At 69.6% G+C, this 26,369-nt stretch carries 27 protein-coding genes; 20 read left to right on the top strand and 7 right to left on the bottom strand.

The window, feature by feature from the left end:
- Window positions 1–469 precede the first annotated feature (469 nt).
- Both ACX938_RS01405 and ACX938_RS01400 read right to left on the bottom strand, forming a co-directional pair.
- A complete protein-coding gene (locus tag ACX938_RS01405; RefSeq protein WP_459429677.1) occupies window positions 470–1,591 on the bottom strand; it encodes an alkene reductase in 1,122 nt (373 codons plus the stop codon).
- A gap of 128 nt (window positions 1,592–1,719) precedes the next feature.
- Window positions 1,720–2,226, bottom strand: a complete 507-nt coding sequence (locus tag ACX938_RS01400) for a lactoylglutathione lyase family protein (protein ID WP_459429676.1) — start codon at window positions 2,224–2,226, stop codon at window positions 1,720–1,722.
- A 117-nt stretch (window positions 2,227–2,343) separates the two neighbouring features.
- Here ACX938_RS01400 and ACX938_RS01395 point away from each other — a divergent pair, with 117 nt between their 5' ends.
- From ACX938_RS01395 to ACX938_RS01375, 5 genes are all read left to right on the top strand, one after another.
- Window positions 2,344–3,249, top strand: a complete 906-nt coding sequence (locus ACX938_RS01395; protein WP_459429675.1) for a LysR family transcriptional regulator — start codon at window positions 2,344–2,346, stop codon at window positions 3,247–3,249.
- 955 nt (window positions 3,250–4,204) lie between these two features.
- Complete coding sequence (locus ACX938_RS01390; RefSeq protein WP_459429674.1) at window positions 4,205–5,422, top strand: NAD-dependent epimerase/dehydratase family protein; 1,218 nt, start codon at window positions 4,205–4,207, stop codon at window positions 5,420–5,422.
- A 7-nt stretch (window positions 5,423–5,429) separates the two neighbouring features.
- A complete protein-coding gene (locus tag ACX938_RS01385; protein ID WP_459429673.1) occupies window positions 5,430–5,810 on the top strand; it encodes a VOC family protein in 381 nt (126 codons plus the stop codon).
- Entirely contained in the window at window positions 5,794–6,594 is an 801-nt protein-coding gene (locus ACX938_RS01380; protein WP_459429672.1) for a glycosyltransferase, read from the top strand. Before ACX938_RS01385 ends, ACX938_RS01380 begins: the two co-directional genes overlap by 17 nt.
- Window positions 6,591–7,412, top strand: coding sequence for an NAD-dependent epimerase/dehydratase family protein (locus ACX938_RS01375; RefSeq protein WP_459429671.1), 822 nt, complete (start codon window positions 6,591–6,593; stop codon window positions 7,410–7,412). The genes ACX938_RS01380 and ACX938_RS01375 overlap by 4 nt, the downstream gene beginning before the upstream one ends.
- A gap of 246 nt (window positions 7,413–7,658) precedes the next feature.
- Here the strand turns inward: ACX938_RS01375 and ACX938_RS01370 are convergent, their stop codons facing one another.
- Window positions 7,659–7,952: a glucose-6-phosphate isomerase gene (locus tag ACX938_RS01370; RefSeq protein WP_232752346.1), complete on the bottom strand. Its 294-nt coding sequence runs from the start codon at window positions 7,950–7,952 to the stop codon at window positions 7,659–7,661.
- A 157-nt stretch (window positions 7,953–8,109) separates the two neighbouring features.
- On the bottom strand, window positions 8,110–9,237 hold the full coding sequence (gene tgt / locus ACX938_RS01365) for a tRNA guanosine(34) transglycosylase Tgt (RefSeq protein WP_459429670.1): 1,128 nt from the start codon (window positions 9,235–9,237) through the stop codon (window positions 8,110–8,112).
- Window positions 9,238–9,392: 155 nt separating this feature from the next.
- On the opposite strand from tgt, the gene rimK reads away from it, so the two are divergent.
- Window positions 9,393–10,802 (top strand): 30S ribosomal protein S6--L-glutamate ligase, encoded by a 1,410-nt coding sequence (gene rimK / locus ACX938_RS01360; protein WP_232752348.1) that lies wholly within the window; start codon window positions 9,393–9,395, stop codon window positions 10,800–10,802.
- A gap of 320 nt (window positions 10,803–11,122) precedes the next feature.
- On the opposite strand, the gene ubiG is transcribed toward rimK, so the two are convergent.
- Window positions 11,123–11,833 carry a bifunctional 2-polyprenyl-6-hydroxyphenol methylase/3-demethylubiquinol 3-O-methyltransferase UbiG gene (ubiG, locus tag ACX938_RS01355; protein WP_459429669.1) on the bottom strand — a complete coding sequence of 237 codons (711 nt, stop codon included), beginning with the start codon at window positions 11,831–11,833 and terminating at the stop codon, window positions 11,123–11,125.
- Window positions 11,826–12,662, bottom strand: a complete 837-nt coding sequence (locus ACX938_RS01350) for a methyltransferase family protein (RefSeq protein ID WP_459429668.1) — start codon at window positions 12,660–12,662, stop codon at window positions 11,826–11,828. The genes ubiG and ACX938_RS01350 overlap by 8 nt, the downstream gene beginning before the upstream one ends.
- Window positions 12,663–12,820: 158 nt before the next feature.
- On the opposite strand from ACX938_RS01350, the gene ACX938_RS01345 reads away from it, so the two are divergent.
- From ACX938_RS01345 to ACX938_RS01305, 9 genes are all read left to right on the top strand, one after another.
- Complete coding sequence (locus ACX938_RS01345) at window positions 12,821–13,183, top strand: SUF system Fe-S cluster assembly protein (RefSeq protein WP_232752351.1); 363 nt, start codon at window positions 12,821–12,823, stop codon at window positions 13,181–13,183.
- Window positions 13,184–13,362: 179 nt separating this feature from the next.
- Complete coding sequence (locus ACX938_RS01340) at window positions 13,363–15,042, top strand: mechanosensitive ion channel family protein (RefSeq protein ID WP_232752352.1); 1,680 nt, start codon at window positions 13,363–13,365, stop codon at window positions 15,040–15,042.
- A 302-nt stretch (window positions 15,043–15,344) separates the two neighbouring features.
- Window positions 15,345–16,583 (top strand): glycerophosphodiester phosphodiesterase family protein, encoded by a 1,239-nt coding sequence (locus tag ACX938_RS01335; RefSeq protein ID WP_459429667.1) that lies wholly within the window; start codon window positions 15,345–15,347, stop codon window positions 16,581–16,583.
- 50 nt (window positions 16,584–16,633) lie between these two features.
- Window positions 16,634–17,182, top strand: coding sequence for a sugar O-acetyltransferase (locus ACX938_RS01330; protein WP_232752354.1), 549 nt, complete (start codon window positions 16,634–16,636; stop codon window positions 17,180–17,182).
- Between the two features lie 108 nt (window positions 17,183–17,290).
- The gene (locus ACX938_RS01325; RefSeq protein WP_459429666.1) at window positions 17,291–17,929 is read left to right on the top strand and encodes a hypothetical protein; all 639 of its coding nucleotides are present in this window, start codon (window positions 17,291–17,293) and stop codon (window positions 17,927–17,929) included.
- Window positions 17,926–18,630, top strand: a complete 705-nt coding sequence (locus ACX938_RS01320) for a DUF3307 domain-containing protein (protein WP_459429665.1) — start codon at window positions 17,926–17,928, stop codon at window positions 18,628–18,630. Before ACX938_RS01325 ends, ACX938_RS01320 begins: the two co-directional genes overlap by 4 nt.
- Before the next feature lie 40 nt (window positions 18,631–18,670).
- Complete coding sequence (locus tag ACX938_RS01315) at window positions 18,671–19,054, top strand: HesB/IscA family protein (RefSeq protein WP_232752357.1); 384 nt, start codon at window positions 18,671–18,673, stop codon at window positions 19,052–19,054.
- Window positions 19,055–19,121: 67 nt separating this feature from the next.
- Window positions 19,122–19,856 (top strand): triose-phosphate isomerase, encoded by a 735-nt coding sequence (tpiA, locus tag ACX938_RS01310; RefSeq protein ID WP_459429664.1) that lies wholly within the window; start codon window positions 19,122–19,124, stop codon window positions 19,854–19,856.
- Between the two features lie 90 nt (window positions 19,857–19,946).
- Complete coding sequence (locus ACX938_RS01305; protein WP_459429663.1) at window positions 19,947–21,119, top strand: cytochrome P450; 1,173 nt, start codon at window positions 19,947–19,949, stop codon at window positions 21,117–21,119.
- 7 nt (window positions 21,120–21,126) lie between these two features.
- Here the strand turns inward: ACX938_RS01305 and ACX938_RS01300 are convergent, their stop codons facing one another.
- Window positions 21,127–21,606 (bottom strand): Lrp/AsnC family transcriptional regulator, encoded by a 480-nt coding sequence (locus ACX938_RS01300; protein WP_232752360.1) that lies wholly within the window; start codon window positions 21,604–21,606, stop codon window positions 21,127–21,129.
- Between the two features lie 128 nt (window positions 21,607–21,734).
- Between ACX938_RS01300 and cysG the strand changes: the two genes are divergently transcribed.
- The 5 genes from cysG to ACX938_RS01275 all read left to right on the top strand — a co-directional run bounded on the left by cysG (window position 21,735) and on the right by ACX938_RS01275 (window position 26,346).
- On the top strand, window positions 21,735–23,129 hold the full coding sequence (gene cysG, locus ACX938_RS01295; protein WP_459429662.1) for a siroheme synthase CysG: 1,395 nt from the start codon (window positions 21,735–21,737) through the stop codon (window positions 23,127–23,129).
- Window positions 23,129–23,446, top strand: a complete 318-nt coding sequence (locus ACX938_RS01290) for a DUF2849 domain-containing protein (RefSeq protein ID WP_459429661.1) — start codon at window positions 23,129–23,131, stop codon at window positions 23,444–23,446. Before cysG ends, ACX938_RS01290 begins: the two co-directional genes overlap by 1 nt.
- A 62-nt stretch (window positions 23,447–23,508) precedes the next feature.
- Window positions 23,509–25,191, top strand: coding sequence for a nitrite/sulfite reductase (locus ACX938_RS01285; protein WP_459429660.1), 1,683 nt, complete (start codon window positions 23,509–23,511; stop codon window positions 25,189–25,191).
- Window positions 25,181–25,978, top strand: a complete 798-nt coding sequence (locus ACX938_RS01280; protein ID WP_459429659.1) for a phosphoadenylyl-sulfate reductase — start codon at window positions 25,181–25,183, stop codon at window positions 25,976–25,978. The genes ACX938_RS01285 and ACX938_RS01280 overlap by 11 nt, the downstream gene beginning before the upstream one ends.
- On the top strand, window positions 25,975–26,346 hold the full coding sequence (locus tag ACX938_RS01275) for a DUF934 domain-containing protein (protein WP_459429658.1): 372 nt from the start codon (window positions 25,975–25,977) through the stop codon (window positions 26,344–26,346). Before ACX938_RS01280 ends, ACX938_RS01275 begins: the two co-directional genes overlap by 4 nt.
- The last annotated feature ends 23 nt before the right edge of the window (window positions 26,347–26,369 follow it).

Here is a 26,369-nt window from a genome sequence, read left to right as displayed (position 1 = left end):
GCCTGACGCCGCGATCCGTGCAATTATCCACACAAAAAGCGGTAGGCGCCGCAAATGCGGCATCAATATGTTGAGGGCTTGGCCTTGCGCCCCCTCTGGCGTCCCTCGCCTTGGCGGCCCGCCCGGGGGCCGTCTTCGCCCCCCGCCGCAGGTCCGCGGCCTTGGCGGGATGTAGAGCGGCCCCGCAGCGCAATCGAGAGCCCCGCGCGGATAACTTCGCGATTTGAGGAAAAAGCGACCGAGGGTCGCGGGGCGCATGGCCGTGCCGGCCTGCCGGGTCTGGCGCGTGGCGAGCTTGGCGCGGCGGCGCTATTCGGGCCTCGCACGCGGGCGCAGACTGAGCGGCCAGGCTTAGGCGCTCGGGCCAGCACGCGCCCGGAGCCCCACACAGGGCCCCGGGCCTTATGCTTCACCCCGAGGGCCGCCAAGACGCGGCCCTCAAGGCGTGTCGGACCTCAGCCGTCCCGGCTCACTCCGCGGCGTGGTGGCGCTGCGCGGCCATCTCCTCGAGGAAGGGATAGTCGGTGTAGCCGGTCTCGTCGCCGCCGTAGAAGGTGGCCTTGTCGGCCTCGTTCAGATCGGCTTCGAGGCGGAAGCGCTTCGCGAGGTCGGGGTTGGCGATATAGGGCACGCCGAAGGCCACGAGGTCGGCCTTGCCCTCGGCCACGCGGCTCAGGGCGAGGTCGCGGTCATAGCCGTTGTTGCCCATCCAGACACCGCCGAACCGCTCTTTCAGCGCGGTCATGTCGAACTCTTCGGGCCAGTCGCGCGGACCGCCGGTCTGGCCTTCGATCATGTGCAGATAGGCCAGCCCGCGCGGCGCCAGGCGGTCGACCAGGTAGTCGGCCAGGGCCTTGGGGTCGCTGTCGGTCGCGTCGTTGGCCCCCGAGAAGGGCGAGAGCCTGAGGCCCACGCGGTCGGCGCCCCAGACGCCCTCGACCACCTCCAGCACCTCGAAGAGCAGCCGCGCGCGGTTCTCCAGGCTGCCGCCATAGGCGTCGCTGCGCCGGTTCGCGCCATCCTTCAGGAACTGGTCGATCAGGTAGCCGTTGGCGGCATGCACCTCGACCCCGTCGAAGCCCGCGGCCTTCGCGTTCTCGGCGGCGCGACGGTAGTCCTCGACGATGCGCGGCAGCTCCTCGGTCTCGAGCGCACGGGGCTCGGAGACATCGACCATCTCCTGGCCGTCGAAGGTCGGCGCATTGGCGCGGATCGCCGAAGGCGCGACCGGCTGCTTGCCGTCCTCCTGCAGCGAGGTATGCGAGATCCGGCCCACGTGCCAAAGCTGCATCACGATCTTGCCGCCGGCGTCATGCACCGCGTCGGTGACCTTCTTCCAGGCCGCGACCTGGGCCTCGGAGTAGATGCCCGGGGTCCAGGCGTAGCCCTTGCCCTCGGGCGAGATCTGCGTCGCCTCGGTGATCAGCAGGCCCGCATCGGCGGCGCGCTGGCTGTAGTAGGTGACATGCATGTCCATCGGCGCGTCATCGGCGTTCATCGCGCGGTTGCGCGTGAGCGGCGCCATGACCAGGCGGTTCTTGAGGTCGATGGCGCCGGCCTTGAGCGGCGTGAAGAGCGCATGTTCTGCCATGAGAAGCTCCTTGAAATCTGTGCTGCGTCCTGTCGCGTTCGAGAGGTAACGCCGCAGGTGCGAAAAGGATGCCTGCATCTCCGCACAGCCCCGTGAGCCGAGACGCAGGCCCCCTGCCCCTTGAAATCTCAGGTATAGGCCCCGGGGCTGTAGGTCAGCTCGTAGCTGTGGCTGTAAAGCTCGAAGACGATGCCGAAGGGGTCCTCGACATAGACCATGCGGTAGGGCTTCTCGCCGGGGAAATATTCCCGCACGGGCATGCGCTGCTTGCCGCCGGCGGCGACGATGCGCTCGAGCAGCCCCTCGAGGTCGGGATCCTGGATCGCGAAGTGGAAGGTGCCATGGGTGCGGTAATCGAGGTTATCCTCGGGCGCGCGGTTGCCGGCCATCTCGAAGAGCTCGATGCCGACGCGGTCGGCGGTGGCGAGATGCGCGATGCGCAGGTTCTGCCAGCCGGGGCCGAAGACATCGGTGCACATGCGGCCGATCTCGCTGTCGTCCTCGCTGACCTCGGTGGCGCCCATGATGGTGTAGAAGCCCAGCACCTCGGTGTAGAATTTCACCGCGGCGTCGAGGTCCGGCACCGAGAGGCCGATGTGGGAAAAGGCGCGCGGGGCGGTGGGGGTGGTCGTCATCTTGCAGTCTCCTGTGGTTTGTGGCTTCTGCCCGGTTCACGCCGGAAGATGGGTTGGCCCCGCCCGCGTTTGAAATTATCATTTCGTTTAATTTTGATAACGAAACGGAATGAATTGATGCTGAACGCCACCTGGCTCGAGACCTTCACCGCGCTTTGCGAGGCGGGCCATTTCACCCGCGCCGCCGAGCGGCTGGGCATGACCCAGCCCGGCGTCACCCAGCACGTCCAGAAGCTCGAGGCGCAGGTCGGCCAGGCGCTGATCTCGCGGTCGGGAAAGTCCTTCTCGCTGACGCCCGCGGGCGAGGCGCTGCGCGAGATGGGCCTCGCGCGGCGCGCCGAGGAGGCCGCGCTGGCCGAGCGCATCGGCGAGGACGCCCCCGACAGGGGCGAGGTCCGCATCGCCTGTTCGGGCAGTTTCGCCATGCTGCTGCACCCAAGGCTCATCGCCCATATGGCGGGCGCGCCGCGGCTCTCGGTCACGCTCGAGGCCGCGCCCCAGGCCCGGGTCCGCGAGGGGGTGCTAGCGCGGCGCTTCGACCTCGGCATCTGCGAGAGCGCGCCCGAGCATCCCCGGCTCGTCGCCCGCGAGATCGGCATGGACGAGCTGTGCCTCCTGGTGCCGGGCGACAGCCCGATCGGGCGCGAGGGGCCGGTGGACCTCGAGGCGCTCGACGCGCTTGGCATGGTTGCCCATCCCGACGGCTTCGCCCATGCCGACACGCTTTTCGGGCTGAACTTCCCCGAGAGCTACCGCGGCGCCGACCGGCTGCGGCTGCGCTGCAGCAACAACCAGATCGGCCAGATCCCCGCGCCGGTGGCGGCGGGGCTGGGCTACACGCTCCTGCCCCGCAGCGGCTACGACACCTACCCCGAGCGCGCCCGGATCCGCATCGCCCCCCTGCCCCGCCGCCACCGCCAGCCGCTCTGGCTCGTCGCCGAAAGGGGGCGCCGGCTGCCGGCAAGGGTGGAGAGCGTCGCGCGGGTGGTCGAGGAGGCGGCGGCAAGCTTGGGGGAGGGGTGAAGGGGGGGCTGTCGCCCTTCATGGGCTGGCGCAGTCAAGGCCATGGCCACCGCTCTTCATGCCCACCGCTCTAGCTCATGCTTACCGCGCTTCACGCCCGCCGCTCTTAGGGTAAGCACCACCCGCGAGCGTATCTGGCAGTGGTTCAAACGGAGCACCTTGGCGCCACCTTCCGTATGCAGGTCCGTGCGCCAAGCCCACTCCTACAAACCTCTCAACAATCCCCACCCGAGGGCGCGCGCTGGACCGGGGGCAGGCGCTACCGACCTCTGAGCGAGGCACTTTATCCCTGCAAGGTCAGGACTAAAGGCAAGCTAGGCACGCCACTCCAAGGAGCGCCGGCCCATAGGGCCGGTCCGGCGCGCGCCCGGCACCTTCGGTGCTGTTCGGGCGCAAGGAGGCGCAACACTCTCCAAGGTCAGGGGCCAAGACCCCGCCTGGGCTGAGTATCGGCTGGACGACACGGGCGACCACCTAGAAGCGGGCGGATCACCTGCGCAGACACCCAACCTCTCCAAGCAGCCCCTAACCGCTCAAAGCCCGCGCAACAGAGGGCGCGCGCCGGACCGGGGGCCGGCGCTGCCGACCTCCGAGCTATGCGCTTAATCCCGGCAAGGTCAGGACTAGAGGCGAACTATGCACGCCATCCCAAGGAGCGCCGGCCCATAGGGCCGGTCCGGCGCGCGCCCGGCATCTTCGATGCTGTTCGGGCGCAAGGGGGGCAACGCTCTGGAAGGTCGGGGAACGACCATGCCGGGGCTGAGCATCACTTGGAGACCAAGGGCGACTTATTGGAAACGGGCGGAACACCTGCGCACCCACCACCCCTCCCCACACCCCCTCCCCACAACAAACCTGCTGGCCGACCGCCCCGCCCGTCATATTTGTTTCGCTTTACCTTCACATGCCGCCGCGTTACCCGCTTGCGCGCGTGAGGAACAAGGAGACACGCCCCATGAAGATCGCAGTTCTCGGAGGGGACGGTTTCGTCGGCTGGCCGACCGCCCTGCATCTCTCGGACCAGGGCCACGAGGTGCATATCCTCGACAACCTGTCGCGCCGCTGGATCGACACCGAACTGGGCGTGCAGTCCCTGACGCCGATGGACTCGATCCAGGAGCGCTGCCGGATCTGGAAGCAGGAAACCGGCGAGCAGATCCACTTCCACCTGCTCGACCTCGCCAAGGAATACGAGCGCCTCAAGGCCTGGCTCATCGACCACAAGCCCGATGCGCTGATCCATTTCGCCGAACAGCGCGCCGCGCCCTATTCGATGAAGACCGACCGTCACAAGGTCTACACCGTCACCAACAACACCAATGCCACGCACAACCTGCTGGCCGCGGTGGTGGAAAGCGGGCTCGACCCGCATATCGTGCACCTCGGCACCATGGGGGTTTACGGCTACTCCAGCGTCGGCGCGCCGATCCCCGAGGGCTATCTCGACGTCGAGATCGACACCCCCTCGGGCAAGAAGGCCCAGGAAATCCTCTACCCGACGAAGCCCGGCTCGGTCTATCACATGACCAAGTCGCTCGATCAGATCCTCTTCCAGTTCTACGCCCAGAACGACGGGCTCAGGATCACCGACCTGCACCAGGGCATCGTCTGGGGCACCCATACCGACCAGACCCGCCGCCACGAGCAGCTGATCAACCGCTTTGACTACGACGGCGACTACGGCACGGTCCTGAACCGCTTCCTGATCCAGGCGGCGATCGACTACCCGCTGACGGTGCATGGCACCGGCGGGCAGACCCGCGCCTTCATCCACATCCAGGACTCGGTGCGCTGCATCGAGCTGGCGCTGAAGGACGCGCCGGCCCCGGGCGAGCGGGTGAAGATCTTCAACCAGATGACCGAGACCCACCGCGTCCGCGACCTGGCCGAACTGGTGGCCAAGCTCACCGGCGCCGAGATCAAGTACCTGCCGAACCCGCGCAAGGAGGCCGCCGAGAACGAGCTGATCGTGAAGAACGACCAGTTCCTGGCGCTGGGGCTCGACCCCACCACCCTGGCCGAGGGGCTCCTCTCCGAGGTGGTCGACGTGGCGAAGAAATACGCCCACCGGATCGACCGCAGCCGGGTGCCCGCGGTCTCGGCCTGGACCCGCGACCTGGGCCAGCGCGTCGACCGCGACCCCGAGGGCAAGGGCCTGAAGTCGGTCTCCTGAGATGGGCGTGACGCTCGATCACGTGGTCATCCATGTCACCGACTGGGACCGCGCGACGGCCTTCTACCGCGACGTGCTCGGCGCCGAGGTGGTGCCGCGCGGCGCCGGCCTGGCCTTCCGCTTCGGCGCCCAGCAGATCAACTGCCACGGCCCCGGCGTCGAGGCCACGCCCTTGGCCCGGGTGCCGGTGGCCCCCGGCGGCAGCGACATCTGCTTCGCCTGGGAGGGCACGCCCGAGAGCGCGGCGGCGCATCTTGCCGGCCATGACATCCCCGTCGAACTGGGCCCGGTGGCGCGCAACGGCGCGCGGGGGCCGGGCCTGAGCCTCTATTTCCGCGACCCCGACGGCACGCTTCTGGAATTCATCTGCTATGACACCTCCGCGTAACGCCTATGTCACGCTGGTCACCAATGCCGATTTCGCCCGGGGGGCGGCGGCGCTTCTGAACTCGCTGGCCGCCACCGGCAGCACTGCCGACCGGGTGGTCATGCACACTGGCGGGGTGCCCGAGGCCGCGCTGGCGCCGCTCCGCGCCCGGGCGCGCTGCCTCGAGGTGGACCTCCTGCCCACCTCCGAGGCCTTCAACGCCGCCCACCAGAAGGACCGCCTGCACGGCGCGGCCCCCTTCACCAAGGGCGAGAAGCCGGCCTTCCACACCCCGCTCGACAATTTCGCCAAGCTCCGGCTCTGGCAGCTCGACTACGACCGGGTGGTCTTCCTCGATGCCGACACGCTGGTCCTGCGCAACATCGACCGGCTCTTCGACTACCCCGAGTTCTCGGCGGCGCCGAATGTCTACGAGGGGCTTGGCGACTTCCACCGGATGAACTCGGGCGTCTTCACCGCCCGGCCCGCGCAGAGGACCTTCGAGGCGATGCTGGCGCGGCTCGACACGCCCGGCGCCTTCTGGCGGCGCACCGACCAGACCTTCCTGCAGGACTTCTTTCCCGACTGGCACGGGCTGCCGGTCTTCGACAACATGCTGCAATACGTCTGGTTCAACCTGCCCGAGCTCTGGGACTGGCAGGCGATCCGCGTTCTGCATTTCCAATACGAGAAGCCCTGGCAGGACCACGCCAAGGCGGACCGGCTGCGCCCGCTCATCGAGCTCTGGCGCGCCTACGAGCGGGGCGAGACGCCGGACCTCTCGGCGCTGCCCGGCCCGGCATGAAGGTCGCGCTGACCGGCGCGGGCGGGGTGGTCGGCGGGCTGATCGCCGCGGCGCTGGCGGCGCGCGGCGACAGCATTCTGCGGCTCGGGGGCCCGGACTGGCAGCTCGGCGGGCCCGCGCCCGACTTCGGCGGCGCCGAGGCGCTGGTGCATTGCGCCTTCCACCACGCGCCGGGGCGGTTTCGCGGCGGCGATGCGGGCGACCCGGAGGGCTTTCGCGCCAAGAACCATTCCGGCAGCCGCGCGCTCTTCGAGGCCGCGGTGGACGCGGGCGTCACACGCATCCTGTTCCTGTCGTCCCGCGCGGTCTTCGACGGCTACCCGCGCGGCACGCGGCTGACCGAAGACCTGCCCCCGCGCCCTGCCGAGATCTACGGCGAGGTGAAGGCCGGGGCGGAAGCCGCGCTCGCGGCGTTGCCGGTCTCCTCGGTGGCGCTTCGGGCGACCGGGGTCTACGGGCCGGGGCCCGCCAACAAGTGGCGCGGGCTGATCGCCGACTATCTCGCGGGCCGCGCGGTGGCCCCGCGCATCGGGACCGAGGTGCATGGTGCGGATCTCGCGGAGGCCGTGGCGCTTCTGCTCGACGCGCCCGGGGTGACGGGGCCGGTGCATTGCTCGGACCTGCTGCTCGATCGGCGCGCGCTTCTGGCGGAGGTAGCTTCGCTGACCGGCGCGGCGCATCCCCTGCCCGCGGCCACTGCGGATGCGCCGGGCGTGCTCGACTGCGCGCGGCTCGCGGAGCTGGGCTGGCGGCCCGGCGGGATGGAGCGGCTGCGGGCCGATCTGCCTGCGATGATCGCCGAGGCGCGGGCGGGCTGAGGCTGCGCGCGATGCTGAAGCGCGGGCAAGCTGAGGCAAGAGGCGTCACGCAAAGACGCGCGGAGTGCTGGGGCCTGACGCGAAGGTGCCGTCAGACGAAAATTCCGGGCGCGATGCGCATGTCACGGAATAGCCGCCCGAACGCAGGCCGCGCCTGCTCCACCCCCACTCAGAAGATCCGTCCCCACCCCAAAAGAAAAGGGCCGGTCGACGACCGGCCCCTCCCTCACATTCAAGCGCCGCGCCTCAGTAGCCCACCGGGCAGGGTGCGGGGCGGCCGTCGGGGTAGACGCAGCTGCGCGTCGTGGTGGTCGACTGCGCGCCGCCCGAGTTGGCGGCCAGCGTGGCGCCCGCGGCGGCACCGGCCAGCGTCGCGACGCCGCGCGCGGTGTCGCTCTTGTCGGCGCGGTCGGCCAGGGCCAGGCCCGCGGCCCCGCCCGCCAGGGCGCCCGCGGCGGTGCGCTGGTCCTGGGTCATGTTCGCGCAGGCCGAAAGCCCGGTGACGGCGAGGACGGCGAAAAGCGTGATCGGTTTCTTCATGGTGACGACTCCTTCTGTCTGTCGGAATGCCCGTGTCTGTAGGGCTCCAACTCGCGAGAGACGAAAACGGTCGCCTGTTATCCGATAGCCAAGGGCCCATACCCCCGCTTTCGGCGGGTTCCGGCCCATGACCGGGGGTGGATCGGCTTGAATCGGCTCAAATCCGCTCAATATCGCCGAGAGCGCGGGTTTCGTGGAACTCTTTCTCGAAGGCCGCAAAGGCGTCCTCGGCGATGGCCGCGCGCATGCCCCCCATGAGTTCCTGGTAATAATGCAGGTTGTGCCAGGTCAGCAGCATGCCCGAGATCATCTCTCCGGCGCGGAAGACATGGTGCAGATAGGCCCGCGAATAGTTCCGGCAGGCCGGGCAGCTGCAGTGTTCGTCGAGCGGGCGCGGATCGTCCTGGTGGCGGGCGTTCTTGATGTTCACCTGCCCGCGCCGGGTCCAGGCCTGGCCGGTCCGCCCCGAGCGCGAGGGCAGCACGCAGTCCATCATGTCGATGCCGCGCTTCACCGCGCCCAGGATGTCGTCGGGCTTGCCCACCCCCATGAGGTAGCGCGGCCGGTCTTCGGGCAGCATGTCGGGCGCGAAGTCGAGACAGGAGAACATCGCCTCCTGCCCCTCGCCCACGGCGAGGCCGCCCACGGCATAGCCCTCGAAGCCGATCTCTGTCAGCGCCTCGGCGCTTTCGGCCCGCAGGTCCTGCTCGAGCCCGCCCTGCTGGATGCCGAAGAGCGCATGGCCCGGCCGGTCGCCGAAAGCCTCGCGCGAACGCGCCGCCCAGCGCATGGAGAGCCGCATGGAGTCGGCGATCCGCTCTTTCGGAGCGGGCAGCGCCGGGCATTCGTCGAAGGCCATGACGATGTCGGAGCCCAGGAGCCGCTGGATCTCCATCGAGCGCTCCGGCGTCAGCGCGTGCTTGGAGCCGTCGATATGGCTCTTGAAGGTCACGCCCTCCTCGGTGAGCTTGCGCAGATCGGCGAGGCTCATCACCTGGAAGCCGCCGGAATCGGTCAGGATCGGCTTGTCCCAGTTCATGAAGCTGTGCAGCCCGCCCAGCGCCGCGACCCGCTCGGCGGTGGGGCGCAGCATCAGGTGATAGGTATTGCCCAGCAGGATGTCGGCGCCGGTCGCCGCCACGCTTTCGGGCATCATCGCCTTGACCGTCGCCGCGGTGCCCACGGGCATGAAGGCCGGCGTGCGGATCTCGCCGCGCGGGGTGGAAATGCGCCCCGTCCGGGCCTTGCCGGAGCGGGCGTCGAGCGTGAAGGAAAACCTGGACATGCCCCGCCAGATGCAACGCCCGCGGATTTGTCGCAAGAGCGAAACGCCGCATATGCATGGGGAGCCTTGCGGGACCTGCCCTAGCCGCCCCCGCGCGCGGCTGGTAGGTCTGGCCTTCACACGCGCGCCCGGAACCCCGGAATAAGGACGAGAGAATGAGTGACGACACCGACCCCGCCGCCGATCTTCTGCGCTTCGGATGGGAGGAATGGGTCGCCCTGCCCGACCTCGGGCTGCCGGCGCTCAAGGCCAAGGTGGACACCGGGGCGCGGACCTCGGCGCTGCATGCCTCGGAGATCGAGACCTTCGGCCCGGCCTCGAAACCCAAGGTGCGCTTCATGGTGCACCCGGTGCCCGAACGCGCCGACCTCTCGATCCCCTGTTCGGCCGAGATCCTTGACCGCCGGGTGGTGACCTCGTCCAACGGCGAAGGCGAGAGCCGCTACGTCATCGGCTCGCGGCTCTCGGTCGGCGAGGAAAGCTGGCCCATCGAGCTGACGCTGACCAACCGCGGCGGCATGGCGAGCCGGATGCTCTTGGGCCGCGAGGCGCTGAAGGACAATATCGCCATCGTCGCCACCGACCGCTTCCAGCAGCCCGAGCTGTCCTACGACGTCTATGCCTCGCGCCGGATGCGCACCGCCGCGCCGAAACGCGCGCTGCGCATCGCGGTGATGAGCCGCGAGAACAATTATTCCACCCGCCGGCTGGTCGAGGAAGGCGAGAGCCGCGGCCATTCGGTCGAGGTGATCGACACCACGCGCTGCTACATGGCGATCAACGCCATGGCCCCGGAGGTGCATTACGACGGCAAGCGCCTGCCCCGCTACGACGCGGTGATCCCGCGCATCGGCGCCAGCGTGACCGCCTATGGCACCGCCGTCATCCGCCAGTTCGAGACCATCGGCACCTTCGTGGTGAACGGCTCGGACGGGATCACCGCCTCGCGCGACAAGCTCTATGCCCACCAGCTCATGGCGCGCCACAAGATCGGCATGCCCAACACCGCCTTCGCGGCGAGCCCCAAGGACACCGAGAGCCTGATGCGCCTCGTGGGCACCGCGCCGCTGATCGTGAAGCTCCTGGAATCGACCCAGGGCAAGGGCGTGGTCCTGGCAGAGACCAAGAAGGCCGCGCAATCGGTGATCGACGCCTTCCGCGGCCTGCGCGCCAACTTCCTGGTGCAGGATTTCGTCAAGGAGGCCGCCGGCGAGGATATCCGCTGCCTGGTGGTCGGCGGCAAGGTCATCGCCGCGATGAAGCGCACCGGCGCCGAGGGCGACTTCCGCTCGAACCTGCACCGCGGCGGCTCGGCCCAGGTGGTGCGTATCTCCAAGGAGGAACGCGACACCGCGATCCGCGCCGCCAAGGCCTTCCGGCTGACGCTGGCGGGGGTGGACCTTCTGCGCTCCGAAGGCGGGCCGAAGGTGCTCGAGGTCAACTCCTCGCCCGGGCTCGAGGGCATCGAGGCGGCCACCGGCAAGAACATCGCCGGGCGGCTCTACGACCACATCGAGGAACGGGTGCGGCCCGGGCCGGTGCGCAAGCGCAAGCTGCTGGGGTGAGGTTGTTGGGGGTGGTTTAGGCTTGAGGGTTCGGTCTGGCTGACCGTCCGGCCGGGCCGTTGAGGCCCGCCCGGCCGGAGCGAGGGCGCTGCCCTCGCGCTCCCGGAGTATTTTCGGCCCGGTCAAGCCTGGGTTGGTTGGATCGGGGGCGCTTTTTCTTCTTGGGTTCGGGCCGGCCATCCGTCCGGCCGGGCCATTGAGGCCCGCCCGGCCGGAGCGAGGGCTCTGCCCTCGCGCTCCCGGAGTATTTTGGGCCCGGTCAAGCCTGAAGGGGGGTTGCGCGCCGGGGGCTTGGTGGGGCTGCGGGGCCTTCGCGCGGGTCAGCGCGGGGTTTCGGCGATGCCCATGTATTGCACGGTCTTCATCGGCAGCGGGCCGAAGGTCAGGTCGCCGCGCCGGGTCAGGCCCCGGGGGCCGAGGCCGGTCATGGCGCGGTGGGTCAGGCCGGCGCGCGTCAGGGCGGCCTTCAGATCGGCGGGGCGGATGAACATCTCGGGGTCATGCGTGCCCTTGGGCAGAATGCGCACCAGGTCCTCGGCCAGGGTGATCGCGGCGAAGCGCGCGAGCGCGTTGCGGTTGATCGTGTCGTAGAGGAAGAGCCCGCCGGGGCGCAGCACCCGGGCCACCTCCGCAAGGACTTTGTCGAGGTCCTGGACGTGTTCCAGCACGTCGACGCAGACCACGCTGTCGAAGCTTGCGTCGCCATAGGGCAGCGCCTCGCCGACGCCCTGGTCGTAGCGGATCGTCAGGCCGCCTTCCGCGGCATGGGCGCGGGCCGCGGCAAGCGCCTCCTCGGCGGGGTCGATGCCGGTGACCCGCGCGCCGCGCTGGGCCAGGGCCTCGGCCATGAAGCCGCCGGCGCAGCCGAGGTCCAGCACCTCCTGCCCCTGCCAGTCGGTGAAACGGTCGAAATAGGCCAGCCGCCCCGGCACCAGGTTCTTCAGCGTGCGCACCCAGCGGATCCGGTCGGACCACCAGTCCGCGGCCACCTTGTCGTAGATCGTCAGGTCGTTGCGGGCGGGCTCAGGCATCATGTCCCTCTTTTCTCGGCATCAGGGTCTTCGGCAGCATATAGGGCACGCGCGCGCGGTAGTCGCCGAAGCGCGCTCCGAAGCGCGCGAGGTAGCGGCGTTCCTTCAGGCGGTGCGGGGCCAGAAGGTTGTAGAGCGTCAGGATGACCGCCACCGCGAGCTGGTCCGGGGTCCAGACCGGCACGGTCCAGAGGAACAGCGTGAAGCCCAGGTAGATCGGCTGGCGGATCACCGTGAAAAGCCCCGTCGTCGGCATCCCCGGCCAGCGCGGCGCGCGGTTCTGCAGAAGCGACATCCAGCCCAGCGCGCCGGACTGCAGCTCGACGCCCGCGTCGAGGTTGCTTTTCATCAGGAAGAGCCAGGCGCAGAGATGCAGCGCGGCCATGACCCAGAGCATCGCCCCCTCGGCCTGCCACCAGATCACCCCCGAGGGCGTCCAGAGCGTGAAGAGCGCCAGGAGCTGCAGCGCGGCCAGGATGGTGTAGAAGGTCGTCCAGAGCCGCTTGCCCCAGTCGCCGGGCGCAAGCCTTCCCAGGACGGTGCCCGCGCGGGTGTTCAAGAGCAGCGAATGCAGCACCGGGAACTGCAGGACCAGGGCCAGGTTCGCCAGCGCCGCCCAGGGCCAGGGCAGGCTGCCCATGCCCGCCTGCATCCCGGTCCAGAGGCTGATCGACATGGCCAGCACCGCCAGCGCGAAGATCGCGTGGCAGAGCGCGCCGATGGCCAGCGCGAAGAGGATGCGCCGCCGTCCGGGCGGCGGGGCGAGATTGCCGAGAAGAAGGCTCAGGAGCCGCCTCATCGGGGTCTGGGGATCGGGGGTCTCGCTCATCGCGGGCGAGTTATCGCGGGGGGCGCGCGCGTCCAGAGCCCGGGGCCGCGACCCCTTGTCCCTGCCCGGGCCGCGCGGGGCGAGCCCGAAGGGCGGGCCTTTACCCGACCCGCCGCATTTCTTATATGAATGATCGGAATTCCAAGGAAGGACGCTGCATGAACGATCAGAGCCCGAAGATGGAAGGCGCGCCCCTGATCCAGCCCTCGAGCACCGACCATCCGCTCTACGACCGGATCGTCGAGGCCTGCCGGAGCGTCTACGACCCCGAGATCCCGGTCAATATCTACGACCTGGGCCTGGTCTACACGATCGACATCTCATCCGAGAACGCCGTCGGCATCACCATGACGCTGACCGCGCCGGGCTGCCCGGTGGCGGGCGAAATGCCGGGCTGGATCGCCGATGCGGTCGAGCCCATCGAGGGCGTGAAGCAGGTCGACGTCGAGATCACCTGGGATCCGCCCTGGGGCATGGACATGATGTCCGACGAAGCGCGGCTGGAGCTGGGCTTCATGTAAGACCTGCGGCCCGGCGCGGTGTTGGACGCCGCGCGGGGTTTGCGAATTGCGAGCCCCGGACGCGGGGCCCTGCGCCGCGCGGAGAGGCGCGAGCCGAACACCCGCGCGGGCCAATTGCGGCGCGCGGCACCCGGGCCGAGGCGCCCCACTGATCACGATTTCGGGAACCCAAGCGCGGCATGGGCGGTTTCGCTGCCATGCCGATCCTGCGCCTCGTCCTTCTGTGCCTCGCGCTTGTCCTGCCCGTGGCACCCGCCGCGCAGGAAAGCGGCGACACGCCCTGGTACCAGGTCGAGGCGATCAACCCCGGCCTCGGTGCCGCCCCGGACCGCATCGACCGCACCACCCCACAGGCCGCCATCGAGAGCTTCCTGACCGCCGGGCGCGGCGACAACTGGGAGGCAGCGGCGCATCTTCTGGACCTCGCCGGCTGGCCCGAGGACGAACAGGCCGAGGTCGGCCCGCGGCTCGCCCGGCAGCTCTTCACCGTGATCGACCGCAAGATCGTGGTGAACTGGTATCACCTGCTCGACCGGCCCGACGCGCTGGACGCCCGGGCCGCCGCCGAAAGCGCCATGGCGGGGCAGCCGCGGCGCTCGCTCATGCTGGCGCTCGTGGAGCTGGACGGGCGCCCGGTGAGCCTCAGGCTCAACCGCATGCAGGCGCCCGAGAGCGACCCGGTCTGGCTCTTCTCGCGGCAAAGCGTCGACAACGTGCCCGCGCTCTACAAGCTCTATGGCCCCTCGCGGCTCGAGGCGCTGCTGCCGGCGCCGCTGCGCGAGCGCGCCTTCTGGGGCTTGCGCTGGTGGGAGGTCATCGGCCTGCCGCTGGTCCTGGGCCTCGCGGTGGGGCTCGCGCGGCTGACCTATATGGCGATGTCGCGCGGGCTTGGCCGGACGCGCCGCGACGAGGGCAGCGAAAGCATCCTCGTGGCCCTGCGCCCGCCGATGATCCTGGCGGTGGTCTCGACCACGCTGGCGCTCTTTACCCAGCATTTCTTCCTATTCTCGGGCCGGGTCGACACGCTTCTGTCGCCGCTCATCGCCATCGGCTTCGTCGGCGCGACGATCTGGGCGGTGATCAACCTCGCGGACACGGTGATGGACCGGCTCCTGAGCTTCGACGGCGACGCGCTGACCGCCACCGGCGAGGGCCAGGAGAAGAAGCGCGAGCTGGCCACCAAGGTCGCCGCCATCCGCCGTGCCACCATCGTGATCGTGGTGATCGCCGGGGCGGGCATCATCCTGCGCGAAGCCAACCTGATGCAGACGCTGGGCTTCTCGCTCCTGGCCTCGGCGGGGGCCTTCACGCTGGTCCTGGCCTTCGCGGCGCGCAACATGCTGGCCAATATCATGGCCTCGATGCAGATCGCGCTGAACCAATCGGCGCGGATCGGTGACAAGATCGTCTTCCAGGGGCATCTGTGTTCCGTCGAGCGGATCCATTTCACCTATGTCCAGCTGCGCGAATGGACCGGCAAGCGCATCGTCGTGCCGGTGGTGGACTTCGCCCAGGAGCCCTTCGAGAACTGGACCATGCGCGACCCGGCGATGATCGGCGAGGTGCGGCTGCGGCTGGCGCATGACGCCGATGTCCCGGCCCTGCGCGAGCGCTATTACGCGCTGCTCGATCACCTCGACGACCGGGACGAGATCGCCCAGAAGGACGACCGCGGGGTCTATGTGGCGGGCCATGACGCCTTCGGGCAGGAGGTGCTCTTCATGGTGCCCTGCCCCGATCCCAACACCGCCTGGGCGCGGATCTGCGAGGTCCGCGAGGGCATGCTGACCGAGGCCGCGCGGCTGGCCGAGGACGGTCGGCCGATCTTCCCGCAGGTCTCGGCGGCGGAACCGGCCTGAGGCGGGTCTGCGCTGCGGGCGGGGCGCCTCGGCCTTGGGGCCGCGTGAAGTGGCGGGATCGCAGCGGCCATGCGCGCCCTGCCTTGCCGCCCCCATCGGCCCGGCCCGGCGCGCCCTTCCCCGACAGCCCATCGACCCGCGCTTGACCCAAGGCCCCGGCTCCGCCCAGCCTGCCGCAGGCCCGCCGGTCCACCCTCGGCACCGCCCGCGCGGCGACGTCACCGAACCGTCACGCCCGCGTCACGCCAGCGTTGCCTCGGGCGCGCAAGCGGAGGGCCTGATCCCAACTGAGAGGTTCTTTCATGACCCGTGCATTTTTCCTGGGCGCCGCGCTCCTGGCCCTGCCCGCCGCGGCAAGCGCCGAGACGCATCTGCCCGCCGATCTGTCGGTGAGCTACGGCCCGCGCCCGGCCTTCCTGGCCTCGAAGCTGCCCGAGGGGCCCCTGCGCGACAGGCTCATGGCCTGCGAGGCCGAGCCCGCCGCCACCAGGTTCTCCATCGGGCACCGGGGCGCGCCGCTCCTCTTCCCCGAACACACCGTGGAATCCAACGTTGCCGCGGCGCAGATGGGCGCGGGCATCCTCGAATGCGACGTGACCTTCACCGCCGACAAGGAGCTGGTCTGCCGCCACGCCCAGAACGACCTGCACACCACCACCGACATCGTCACCACCGATCTTGGACAGAAGTGCAGCACGCCCTTCTCGCCCGCCTCGGGCGAGACCGAGGCCAGCGCCGAATGCCGCACCTCGGACCTGACCCTGGCCGAGTTCCGCGGCCTCACCCCGAAGATGGACGGCGCCAATGCCGCGGCGACCACCCCCGAGGCTTACCTCGAAGGCACCGCCGACTGGCGCACGGATCTCTTCTCCAACGATGCCACGCTGATGACACATGCGGAGTCCATCGCGCTGTTCGACAGCCTCGGCGCGGATTTCACCCCCGAGCTCAAGGGCGCCTCGGTCGAGATGCCCTTCGACGGCTTCAGCCAGGAAGACTACGCCCAGAAGCTGATCGACGAATACAAGGCCGCGGGCATCGACCCCTCGCGCGTCTGGGCCCAGAGCTTCAACCTCTCGGATGTGCTCTACTGGATCGAGAACGAGCCGGAGTTCGGCAAGCAGGCAGTCTACCTCGATGATCGCTACTCCGAGGAAGACGCCGACGAGGGGCTGATCGACCCGATGGACGCCGCGAGTTTCAAGCCGACCATGGCCGAGCTGAAGGAGATGGGCGTCAACTACATCGCCCCGCCGCTCTGGATGCTGGTCACCCTGAACGAGGCGGGCGAGATGGTGCCCTCGGTCTACGCCGAGGAGGCCAAGGCCGCGGACCTCGAAATCATCGCCTGGTCGCTCGAACGCTCCGGCCCGCTGGCCTCGGGCGGCGGCTGGTACTTCCAGTCGGTCAGCGAGACCATCGACAGCGACAGCGACTACCTGCAGATCGTCGACGTGCTGGCGCAGGACGTGGGCGTCGCGGGCATCTTCTCGGACTGGCCCGCCACGGTGACCTACTACGCCAATTGCATGGGCCTGTGATCCTGCTAGCCTCCGCGCCGACCCAGACACCGGATGGCGCGGAGGCGAGCATGACCAGCGAAAAGGACAAGATGATCGCCGGGGAGATGTATTACCCCGGTGATCCGCAGCTCGCGGCGGACCGCAAGCGCGCGCAGCAGCTGATGCAGCGCTACAACCAGACGGTTTTCGGCGACGAGTCGCGCCGCCCGATCCTGGAGGAGATGCTGGGCGCCCTGGGCGAGAGCGTGGCGATCCGCGCGCCCTTCTACATCGACTACGGCTACAACATCACCGTCGGCTCGGGCGTCTTCCTGAACTACAGCTGCTACCTGCTCGACGCCGGGCCGATCGTGATCGGCGACGGCTGCGACATCGGCCCCTTCGTGCAGATCCTGACCGCCGACCACCCCCGCGACCGCGCCGCACGCAAGGCCGAGCTGGAAAGCGCCCTACCGGTGCGCGTCGGCGCCGACGTCTGGATCGGGGCCAGCGCGATCCTGCTGCCGGGCATCACCGTGGGCGACGGGGCGATCATCGGCGCGGGCGCCGTGGTGACCCGCGACGTGCCCGAAGGCGCGACCGTGGTCGGCAATCCCGCCCGCCCGGTGCGGCATTGATGCAAGGCTTTGGGCTCGCTTTGGCTTGATGCAAACCAAAATGCTTGCTTATTGCATAAGCAATCGTTTTAGATTGCACCAAGGCATAGCAAACGGAAACGGTTGCAGATGGGCGATATCCAGGCGGTCTTCACCGGGGATCTGATCGACTCCCGCGCCGCGCCAGAGGGCGTGGAGGTGACGCTGGGCACGCTTGCCCGCGCGGCGGCGGAGTTCGAGGCGCACCACGGGCTCGCGCTCCGCTTCACCCGGCATCGCGGCGACGGCTGGCAGCTCCTGCTCGCGCGGCCCGCGCTGACGCTGGACCTGCTGCTCTATCTCACCGCGCGGCTCCGGGCGGCGGAGGTGCCGCTCGAGACCCGGATGGGCATCGCGCTCGGTGCGATCCGCAGCCCCGGGACAGCCAGCCTCGCCGATGCGGCGGGCCCGGCCTTCGAGGCCGCGGGCCAGGCGCTGGAGGAGGTGCCCCGCGGCGCCCGGCAACAGCTCGCCTGGCCCGGAGCGAGCCCCTGGCAGCACGCCACCTTCGTGCTTGCCACCGAGCTCACCGAGGGCTGGACCGCCGCCCAGGCCGAGGCCGTGGCGCTGATGCTGGTGCCCGGCCATGCAACCCATGGCGCGCTGGCCGCCCGGCTCGGCGTCTCGCGGCAGGCGGCGCAGTCGCGGCTCGCCAGCGCGCATTTCACCGCCCTTGGCCCCGCGCGCGAGGCCTTCCTGACCCATGACTTTGCGGATCCCGCGCCATGATCGAGACCTTCGCCGCCCTGTTCCTGGCCCATGTCGTGGCGGATTTCGTCATTCAAACCAACTGGATGGCCGCCAACAAGGCGCGGCCGGGCGTGCTTGTGCTGCACAGCGCGCTGGTGCTGCTGACCGCCCAGGCCGCAACCGGGCAGATCGCCGCCCCGGCGCTTCTGGCGCTGGCCGCCGCGCATCTGGTCATCGACGTCGCGAAAAGCCGCGCGGGCCCCGGGCTCGGCCCCTTCCTCTGGGACCAGGCCGCGCATCTGGCGAGCCTCCTGGCCGTCGCCGCCTATGCGCCCGACCTCTGGCAAACCGGGCTCTGGGCCGGCGAGCCGCGCCTGCCCACGCTCATGCTGTTTGTCGCGGGCGGGATCTACGCCATCCGCGTGGGCGGCTTCGCGGTGGGCGCGCTGGTCTCGGGCTGGGACACCTCGGACCTGCCCGACAGCCTGCCCGGCGCGGGCGCCATCATCGGCCAGCTCGAACGCGCGATGATCTACATCCTCGTGCTGATCGGCGAGCCCGCGGCCATCGGCTTCCTGATCGCGGCCAAGTCGATCCTGCGCTTCGACGCCGCCCGCGACAACCGCACGGCGGAATATGTCATCACCGGCACGCTGGCCTCCTTCGCCTGGGCGCTGCTGGTCGCCTATGGCACGGCGCATCTCCTCTCGGCCCTGCCCCCATTGGAATTCGCGCCGTGACCTCTTAGGTTTGGGGGACAGGACGATTGGAGCCAGACAGATGTTTTCCATTCCCGGAGAAGCGCCGGTGACGATGACCCCGGCGGCCACCTCGCAGATCAAGAAGCTGATGGAGCGCGACGGGCGCTACGCGCTGAAGATCGGCGTGAAGAAAGGTGGCTGCGCGGGCATGGAATACACCATGGACTACGTCGACGACGCCGAGACCAACGACGAGGTGGTCGAACAGGACGGCGCGCGGGTGCTGATCGCACCCATGGCGCAGATGTTCCTGTTCGGGACCGAGATCGACTACGAGGTCGCGCTGCTCGAAGCCGGCTTCAAGTTCCGCAATCCCAACGTGGTCGATGCCTGCGGATGCGGCGAATCGATCAAGTTCAAGGATGTGGACGCCCTTCAGGCGGAACGCGCCGAAGAGGGCTGAGCCGCCCCCTTGACCTCAGGTGCCCCTCGGCGATGATCGCCGCGACATTGGGCAAGGAGGTCATTTCATGGCGCGCAAGATCGCAGCGGGAAACTGGAAGATGAACGGGCTCGGCGCGGATCTCGCCGAGCTCGAGACGCTGGCCGGGCGCAGCGGTGACACCGCCGAGGTGGTGATCTGCCCGCCCGCCACGCTGATCAGCCGCGCGGTCGCCAAGGCCGGCTCGGTGGCGATCGGCGGGCAGGACTGCCACGCCGCCGAGACAGGCGCGCATACTGGCGACGTCTCGGCCCCCATGCTGAAGGAGGCCGGCGCGGGCTTCGTCATCACCGGCCATTCCGAGCGCCGCGCCGATCACGGCGAAAGCGACGCGGATGTCGCCGCCAAGACCGAGGCCGCCTGGGGCGCGGGGCTGACCGCCATCGTCTGCATCGGCGAAAGCCTCGAGGAGCGCGAGGGCGGCCGCACGCTTGAGGTGGTCGGCAGCCAGCTCGCCGGCAGCCTGCCCGAGGGCGCGACGCCTGAGAACACCGTCATCGCTTACGAGCCGATCTGGGCCATCGGCACCGGCAAGGTGCCCTCGCTCGAAGAGATCGCCGAGGTGCATGCCTTCATGCGCGAGAAGCTCTCCGCCCGGTTCGAGGGCGGGGCCGAGATGGCGCTGCTGTATGGCGGCAGCGTGAAGCCCGGCAATGCGGCCGAGATCTTCGGCGTGCCGCATGTGAACGGCGCGCTGGTCGGCGGCGCGAGCCTCAAGGCCAGCGATTTCGGCGGCATCATCGACGCGCTGAACGCGGCCTGATCGCCCCCTAGGAATAGTAGCACGGGCGGGCGCGGCTGACGCCGCTTCCGCCCTTGTCTCCGCTCCGCGGCGGGGGCAGTCTCGCCGCCGATGCAGCACCTCTCCCAGTCGCCGACCGACCCCGCCTTCGTCCAGGACCCCTACCTGTTCTACGCCCGCGCCAGGGCCGCGGGGGACATCGCCTATTGGGACGACTACGGCATGGCCGTGGCCAGTTCGCAGGCCGCGGTCGCGGCGCTTCTGAAGGACCGCCGCTTCGGCCGCGAGGTGCCGCCCGAGAAGGCCCAGCCACGCCCGCCGCACCTGGCCCCCTTCTACGCCGTCGACGACAATTCCATGCTGGAGCTCGAGCCGCCGCGCCACACGCGGCTGCGCGGGCTGGTCCTCAGGGCCTTCACCTCGCGCCGGATCGCCGCCCTCGGCCCCGAGATCGAGGCCCTGAGCGGCCAGCTGATCGACGCCCTGCCCGAGGGGCCCTTCGACCTTCTGCCCGAGTTCGCCGAGAAGCTGCCGGTCATCGTGATCGCCCGGCTCCTGGGCGTGCCCGAGGAAGAGGCGCCGGCGCTTCTCGACTGGTCGCACGCCATGGTCGGCATGTACCAGGCCGGCCGCACCCGCGCCGACGAGGACCGCGCCGCCCGCGCCGCCGCCGAGTTCTCGGACTTCCTGCGGCGCGTGATCGAGGCCCGCCGCCAGGCGCCCCGCGATGACCTCTTGTCGCATCTCATCGCCGCCGAGGAGGACGGCGAGAAGCTCTCGAACGACGAGCTGATCGCCACGGTGATCCTGCTGTTGAACGCCGGGCACGAGGCGACGGTGCATACCATCGGCAACGGCGTGAAGGCGCTGCTCGAACACGGGCAGCGCGTGACCCGCGAGGGCGCCGAGGCCGCCACCGAGGAGATCCTGCGCTACGACCCGCCGCTGCATCTCTTCACGCGCCACGCCTACGAGGACGTGGAGGTCTGCGGCCACCAGTTCGCGCGCGGCGACGAGGTCGGGCTGCTCCTGGCCTCGGCCGGGCGCGACCCCGCGGCCTGCGCCGATCCCGACCGCTTCGATCCGACCCGCGCGCCGGTCAAGCACCTGGCCTTCGGCGGCGGCATCCATTTCTGCGTGGGCGCGCCGCTCGCACGGCTCGAGCTGAACCTGGCGCTGCCGATCCTCTTCGAGCGGCTGCCGGACCTCGCGCTCGCCGAGGCGCCGCGCTACGCGCAGACCTACCATTTCCACGGGCTGGAACGGCTGATGGTGACCCGCTAGGGCACCCTTAAAGCGGCAGCGCGGCGGTGGACTTGATCTCTTCCATCGACAGAAGCGCCGTGACGTTGTGCACCTTCACCTCGGAAATCAGCGCCTGGTAGAAGACGTCATAGGCTCGGGCGTTCTTCACCCGGACCTTGAGGATGTAGTCGATGTCGCCCGCGAGCCGGTGCGCCTCCTGCACCTCGGGGCGTTCGCGCAGCGCCTTGAGAAAGCGCCGCTGCCAGTCGGCCTCGTGCTCCGAGGTGCGGATCAGCACGAAGAAACAGGCCTCGAAGCCCAGCGCCTCGGCGTCGAGCTCCACGGTCTGGCGGCCGATGATCCCGGCCTCGCGCATCTTGCGGATGCGGTTCCAGACCGGGGTCTTGGATGACCCCACGTTGCGGGCGATATCGTCCAGCGACTGGCTCGCGTCGCGCTGCAATTCGGAAAGGATTTTCCGGTCGGTGTCGTCGAGGCGAACCTCTGTTCCGTCTTTGCCCGCCATGCCGGACTCCCTGTTCGTCTTCGCCCGGGATATAGAACATACATCCTTGTTTTCGCAATGATCTAGCCTGAAACCGGGAAGAAATTCTATATCAGGTCCAAGAGACGCCCGAGGCGGAGGACCATCCGATGCAACATTTCCCGATCTTCGTGGCCCTGGCGGGACGCCGTGTCGTCCTGTCGGGCGGCGGTGAGGCCGCGCTGGCCAAGCTGCGGCTTCTGATGAAGACCGAGGCGCATCTGACCGTCTTCGCGCCCGAGCCCGCCGCCGAGATCGAGACCTGGGAGCGTGAGGGCAAGCTGCGCCTGCTGCGCCGTGCCATGGAGCCCGGCGACGCGACCTGCGCGGTCTTGTTCTACGCCGCCGACGAGGACGCGGCCGAGGACGCCCGCACCGTGGCCTTGGCCCGCGCCGACGGGGCGCTTGCGAATATCGTCGACAACCTCGCCGACAGCCAGTTCATCACCCCCGCCATCGTCGACCGCGATCCGGTGACCGTGGCGATCGGCACCGAGGGCGCCGCCCCGGTGCTGGCCCGCGCGATCAAGCGCGACCTCGAAGAGCGCCTGCCCTCGGGGCTCGGCGCGCTGGCGCGCATCGGCAAGGCCTTCCGCCGCTTCGCCGAGGCGCTGCCGCATGGCCGCCCGCGCCGCGACTTCTGGGCCGACTACTACTTCAACGAAGGCCCCCGCGCCTTTGACGCCGACGGCGCCGAGGGCGCGCAGGCGGCGCTTGACGGACTCCTGGAGCAGCACCTGAACGCCCCCGAGAAGCCGGGCCATGTGCATTTCGTCGGCGCGGGCCCGGGCGATCCCGAGCTGCTGACGCTCAAGGCGCGCCGCGCCCTCGACGAGGCCGACGTGGTGATCTTCGACCGGCTGGTCGCGCCCGAGATCCTCGAGCTTTGCCGCCGCGAGGCGCAGATGGTCGATGTCGGCAAGGAGGCTTTCGGCCCCTCGGCCGCGCAAGAGGACATCAACCGCCAGATCGTCGAGCACGGCCGTGCCGGCGCCCAGGTGGTGCGGCTGAAATCCGGCGATCCCACGGTCTTCGGCCGGCTCGACGAAGAGCTCGACGCCGTCACCGAGGCGGGTCTGGCCTATACCATCGTGCCCGGCATCACCGCCGCCTCGGCCTCGGTCGCGGCGATCGGGCAGAGCCTGACCAAGCGCGGGCGCAACGCCTCGGTCAAGCTGCTGACCGGCCACGACATGAAGGGTTTCGCCGATCACGACTGGAAGACCATGGCCCGCCCCGGCGAGGTCGCGGCGATCTACATGGGCAAGAAGGCCGCGCGATTCATCCAGGGCCGCCTGTTGATGCATGGCGCCGACCCCGAGACCCCGGTGACGGTGATCGAGAACGCCTCGCGCCCCGACCAGCGGGTGCTGGCGGCGCGGCTCTCGACGCTGGCCACCGATCTCTCCGAGGCCGAGATGGCCGGCCCCGCCCTCACCCTTTTCGGCCTGGCGCCCCGCGCCGCAGAGGCCGCCGCGCAGGAACTCATCAAGGAGGCGCTCTGATGCCCCGTCCCTTCACCCCCAAGGTCGTCACCGGCAACGCGCTGCTTGAAGGCGACGTGGTCTACCTGGCCGAGGACGACAGCTGGACGCGCGAGTTGTCCCAAGCCGAGGTGCTGACCGACGAGGCCCATGCCGCGGTGCGCCTTCTGGATGCGCAGCGCCGCCCCAACGAGGCGGTGGGCGTCTATCTCGCCGATGTGGCGCCCGAGGCCGAGGGCCCCGAGCCCACGCATTTCCGCGAGGAGTTCCGCCGCACCGGGCCCTCGAACTACTTCCACGGCAAGCAGGCCCAGCGCCAGAGCCCCGAATTCTCGTGACATGCGGGCACCCGCAGGGTCCGGCCCAGCCCGGATCCGCGGCCCCAGGAAGGACATCCCGAATGTATCGCTATTCCGAGTTCGACGCCGCTTATGTGGCCAAGCGCAACACCGAGTTCCGCGCCCAGGTCGAGCGCCGCATCGACGGCGCGCTGACCGAGGACGAGTTCAAGCCGCTGCGGCTGATGAACGGCCTTTACCTGCAGCTGCACGCCTACATGCTGCGGGTCGCGGTGCCCTATGGCACGCTCGACGCCCGGCAGATGCGCCAGCTCGCCTATATCGCGCAGCGCTGGGACAAGGGCTACGGGCATTTCACCACCCGTCAGAACATCCAGTTCAACTGGCCGCAGCTGCGCGATGTGCCGGACATGCTGGACGCCCTGGCGCAGGTCGAGATGCATGCCATCCAGACCTCGGGCAACACCATCCGCAACGTGACCGCCGACCATTTCGCCGGGGCCGCCGCCGACGAGATCGCCGATCCGCGTCCGGTGGCCGAGCTGATCCGCCAGTGGTCGACCGACCACCCGGAGTTCCAGTTCCTGCCGCGCAAGTTCAAGATCGCCGTCACCGGTTCGCCGAACGACCGCGCGGTGACCGCGGCGCATGACATCGGCCTGCGAATCGTGAAGAACGACGCGGGCGAGATCGGCTACCAGGTGCTGGTGGGCGGCGGCCTCGGCCGGACGCCGATGATCGGCAAGGTCATCGCGGACCATCTGCCCGAGGCGGATCTGCTGCCCTACCTCGAGGCCATCGTCTCGGTCTGGAACCTGCTCGGACGCCGCGACAACAAGTACAAGTCGCGGATCAAGATCACCGTGCACGAGCATGGCATCGACGAGATCCGGTCGCTGGTCGAGGCGCGCTTCGCCGAGCTGAAGCCGGCCTTCAAGGGCATCGACCAGGAGATGCTGTTGGAGATCCGCGCGGCCTTCGCGCCGCCGGCCTTCCGCGAGGCCTCGACCGAGGGCTACGAGGCCGCGCGCGCGGCCGATCCGGCCTTCCGCTCCTGGGCCGACACCAACCTGACCGCGCATCGCGCGCCGGGCTACGCCATCGTGCAGATCTCGCTCAAGGCCCATGGCGCGACGCCGGGCGACGCCACGAGCGAGCAGATGCGCGTCATGGCCGACCTCGCCGAGCGCTACGGCCACGACGAGCTGCGCGTCAGCCACGAGCAGAACATCGTGCTGCCGCATGTGCACAAGGCTGACCTGCCCGCGCTCTACGCCGAGTTGAAGCGGCACGGGCTCGCCACCGCGAACATCGGACGGATCTCGGACATCATCGCCTGCCCGGGCATGGATTACTGCGCGCTGGCCACCGCGCGCTCGATCCCGATCGCCCAGGAGATCGCCACCCGCTTCCAGCAGCTGCGCAACGAAGAGGACATCGGCGATCTGAAGATCAAGATCTCGGGCTGCATCAATGCCTGCGGCCACCACCACGTGGGCCACATCGGCATCCTCGGGCTCGACCGCGCGGGCGTGGAGAACTACCAGATCACGCTGGGCGGCGACCACACCGAAGCCGCGAGCCTCGGCCAGCGCACCGGCCCGGGCTTCGCCGCCGAAGAGGTGGTGCCCGCCATCGAGCGCATCGTCGGGCGCTACCTGGAGCTGCGCGACAGCCCCGAGGAAAGCTTCATCGAGGCCTACCGGCGCCTCGGCATGGCGCCCTTCAAGGAGGCCCTCTACGACGACGCGCCCGAGCGCAAGGACAAGGCCCATGCTGCCTGAACGCGCCTTCACCGAGGCCGAGAGCGCGGGCCGCCCGGCGGCGCCGGGCCCCGCCGAGCTCGAGCGGCTGCGCGCGCGGGTGGCGCGGCTGAACGCGCGTTACCGCCACCACGGCGCGACCGCGGTGCTGCGCGGCGCGCTGAAGGATCCCGACGCGGGCCGCATCGCGATGGTGTCGAGCTTCGGGGCGGAATCGGTGGCTCTGCTGCACCTCGTGGCCATGGTGGACCGGGCGACACCGGTCCTCTTCATCGACACCCGGCTGCTCTTCGCCGAGACGCTGGTCTACCAGCAGGAGGTGGCCGAGCGGCTGGGCCTGAAGGACGTGCGCATCCTGAAGACCGACCGCGAGACGCTCGAGGCCCGCGACCCCTATGGCGCGCTGCGCTTCACCGACACCGACGCCTGCTGCGCGCTGCGCAAGACGGTGCCGCTGGAACAGGCGCTCTCGGGGTTCGACGGCTGGATCACCGGGCGCAAGCGCTACCAGAGTGAGGGCCGCGCGGCGCTCAATTTCTTCGAGCTCGACGAGCCCACCGGGCGGATCAAGGTCAATCCGCTGGCCCATTGGGCCCCCGAGGACGTGCGCGCCTATATGGACGAGAACCGCCTGCCCCGGCATCCGCTGGTGAAACAGGGCTACCCCTCGATCGGGTGCCAGCCCTGCACCTCCAAGGTGGCCGAGGGCGAGGACCCGCGCGCCGGGCGCTGGCGCGGCGAAGACAAGGACGAATGCGGCATCCACATCGTGGATGGCCGCGCGATCAGGCAGGAGACAGACGCATGAGCGTGATCGTGACCGACGGGGGCTTCGGCTCCGACGACTTCCAGGGCGCTGCCGTCGAGCTGGCCCCCGACACCGACCCCGCGACCCTGGCCGAGAACGCCGCGGGCGCCGAGATGGTCGTGGTGGACTTCCCCAGCTTCTCCGACGGGCGCGGCTTCACGCTGGCGCGGCTCCTGCGGCTGCGCGGCTACGGCGGCCGGCTGCGGGCCCGCGGCCATGTGATCGCCGACCAATACGCCATGGCGCGCCGCGCGGGCTTCGACGAGGTGGAGATCTCCGAGGATCTTGCCCGCCGCCAGCCCGAGGACCAGTGGCTCTTCCGCGCCGACTGGCAGGCCGGCGACTACCAGGCCCGCCTCCGGGGCTGAGCCGCCACGCCCCGAGACCCCGA

This window comes from Roseivivax sp., from assembly GCF_054552075.1.
The sequence above is the reverse complement of the archived record's forward strand: the minus strand, read 5'-3'. Positions and strand labels throughout refer to the sequence as shown.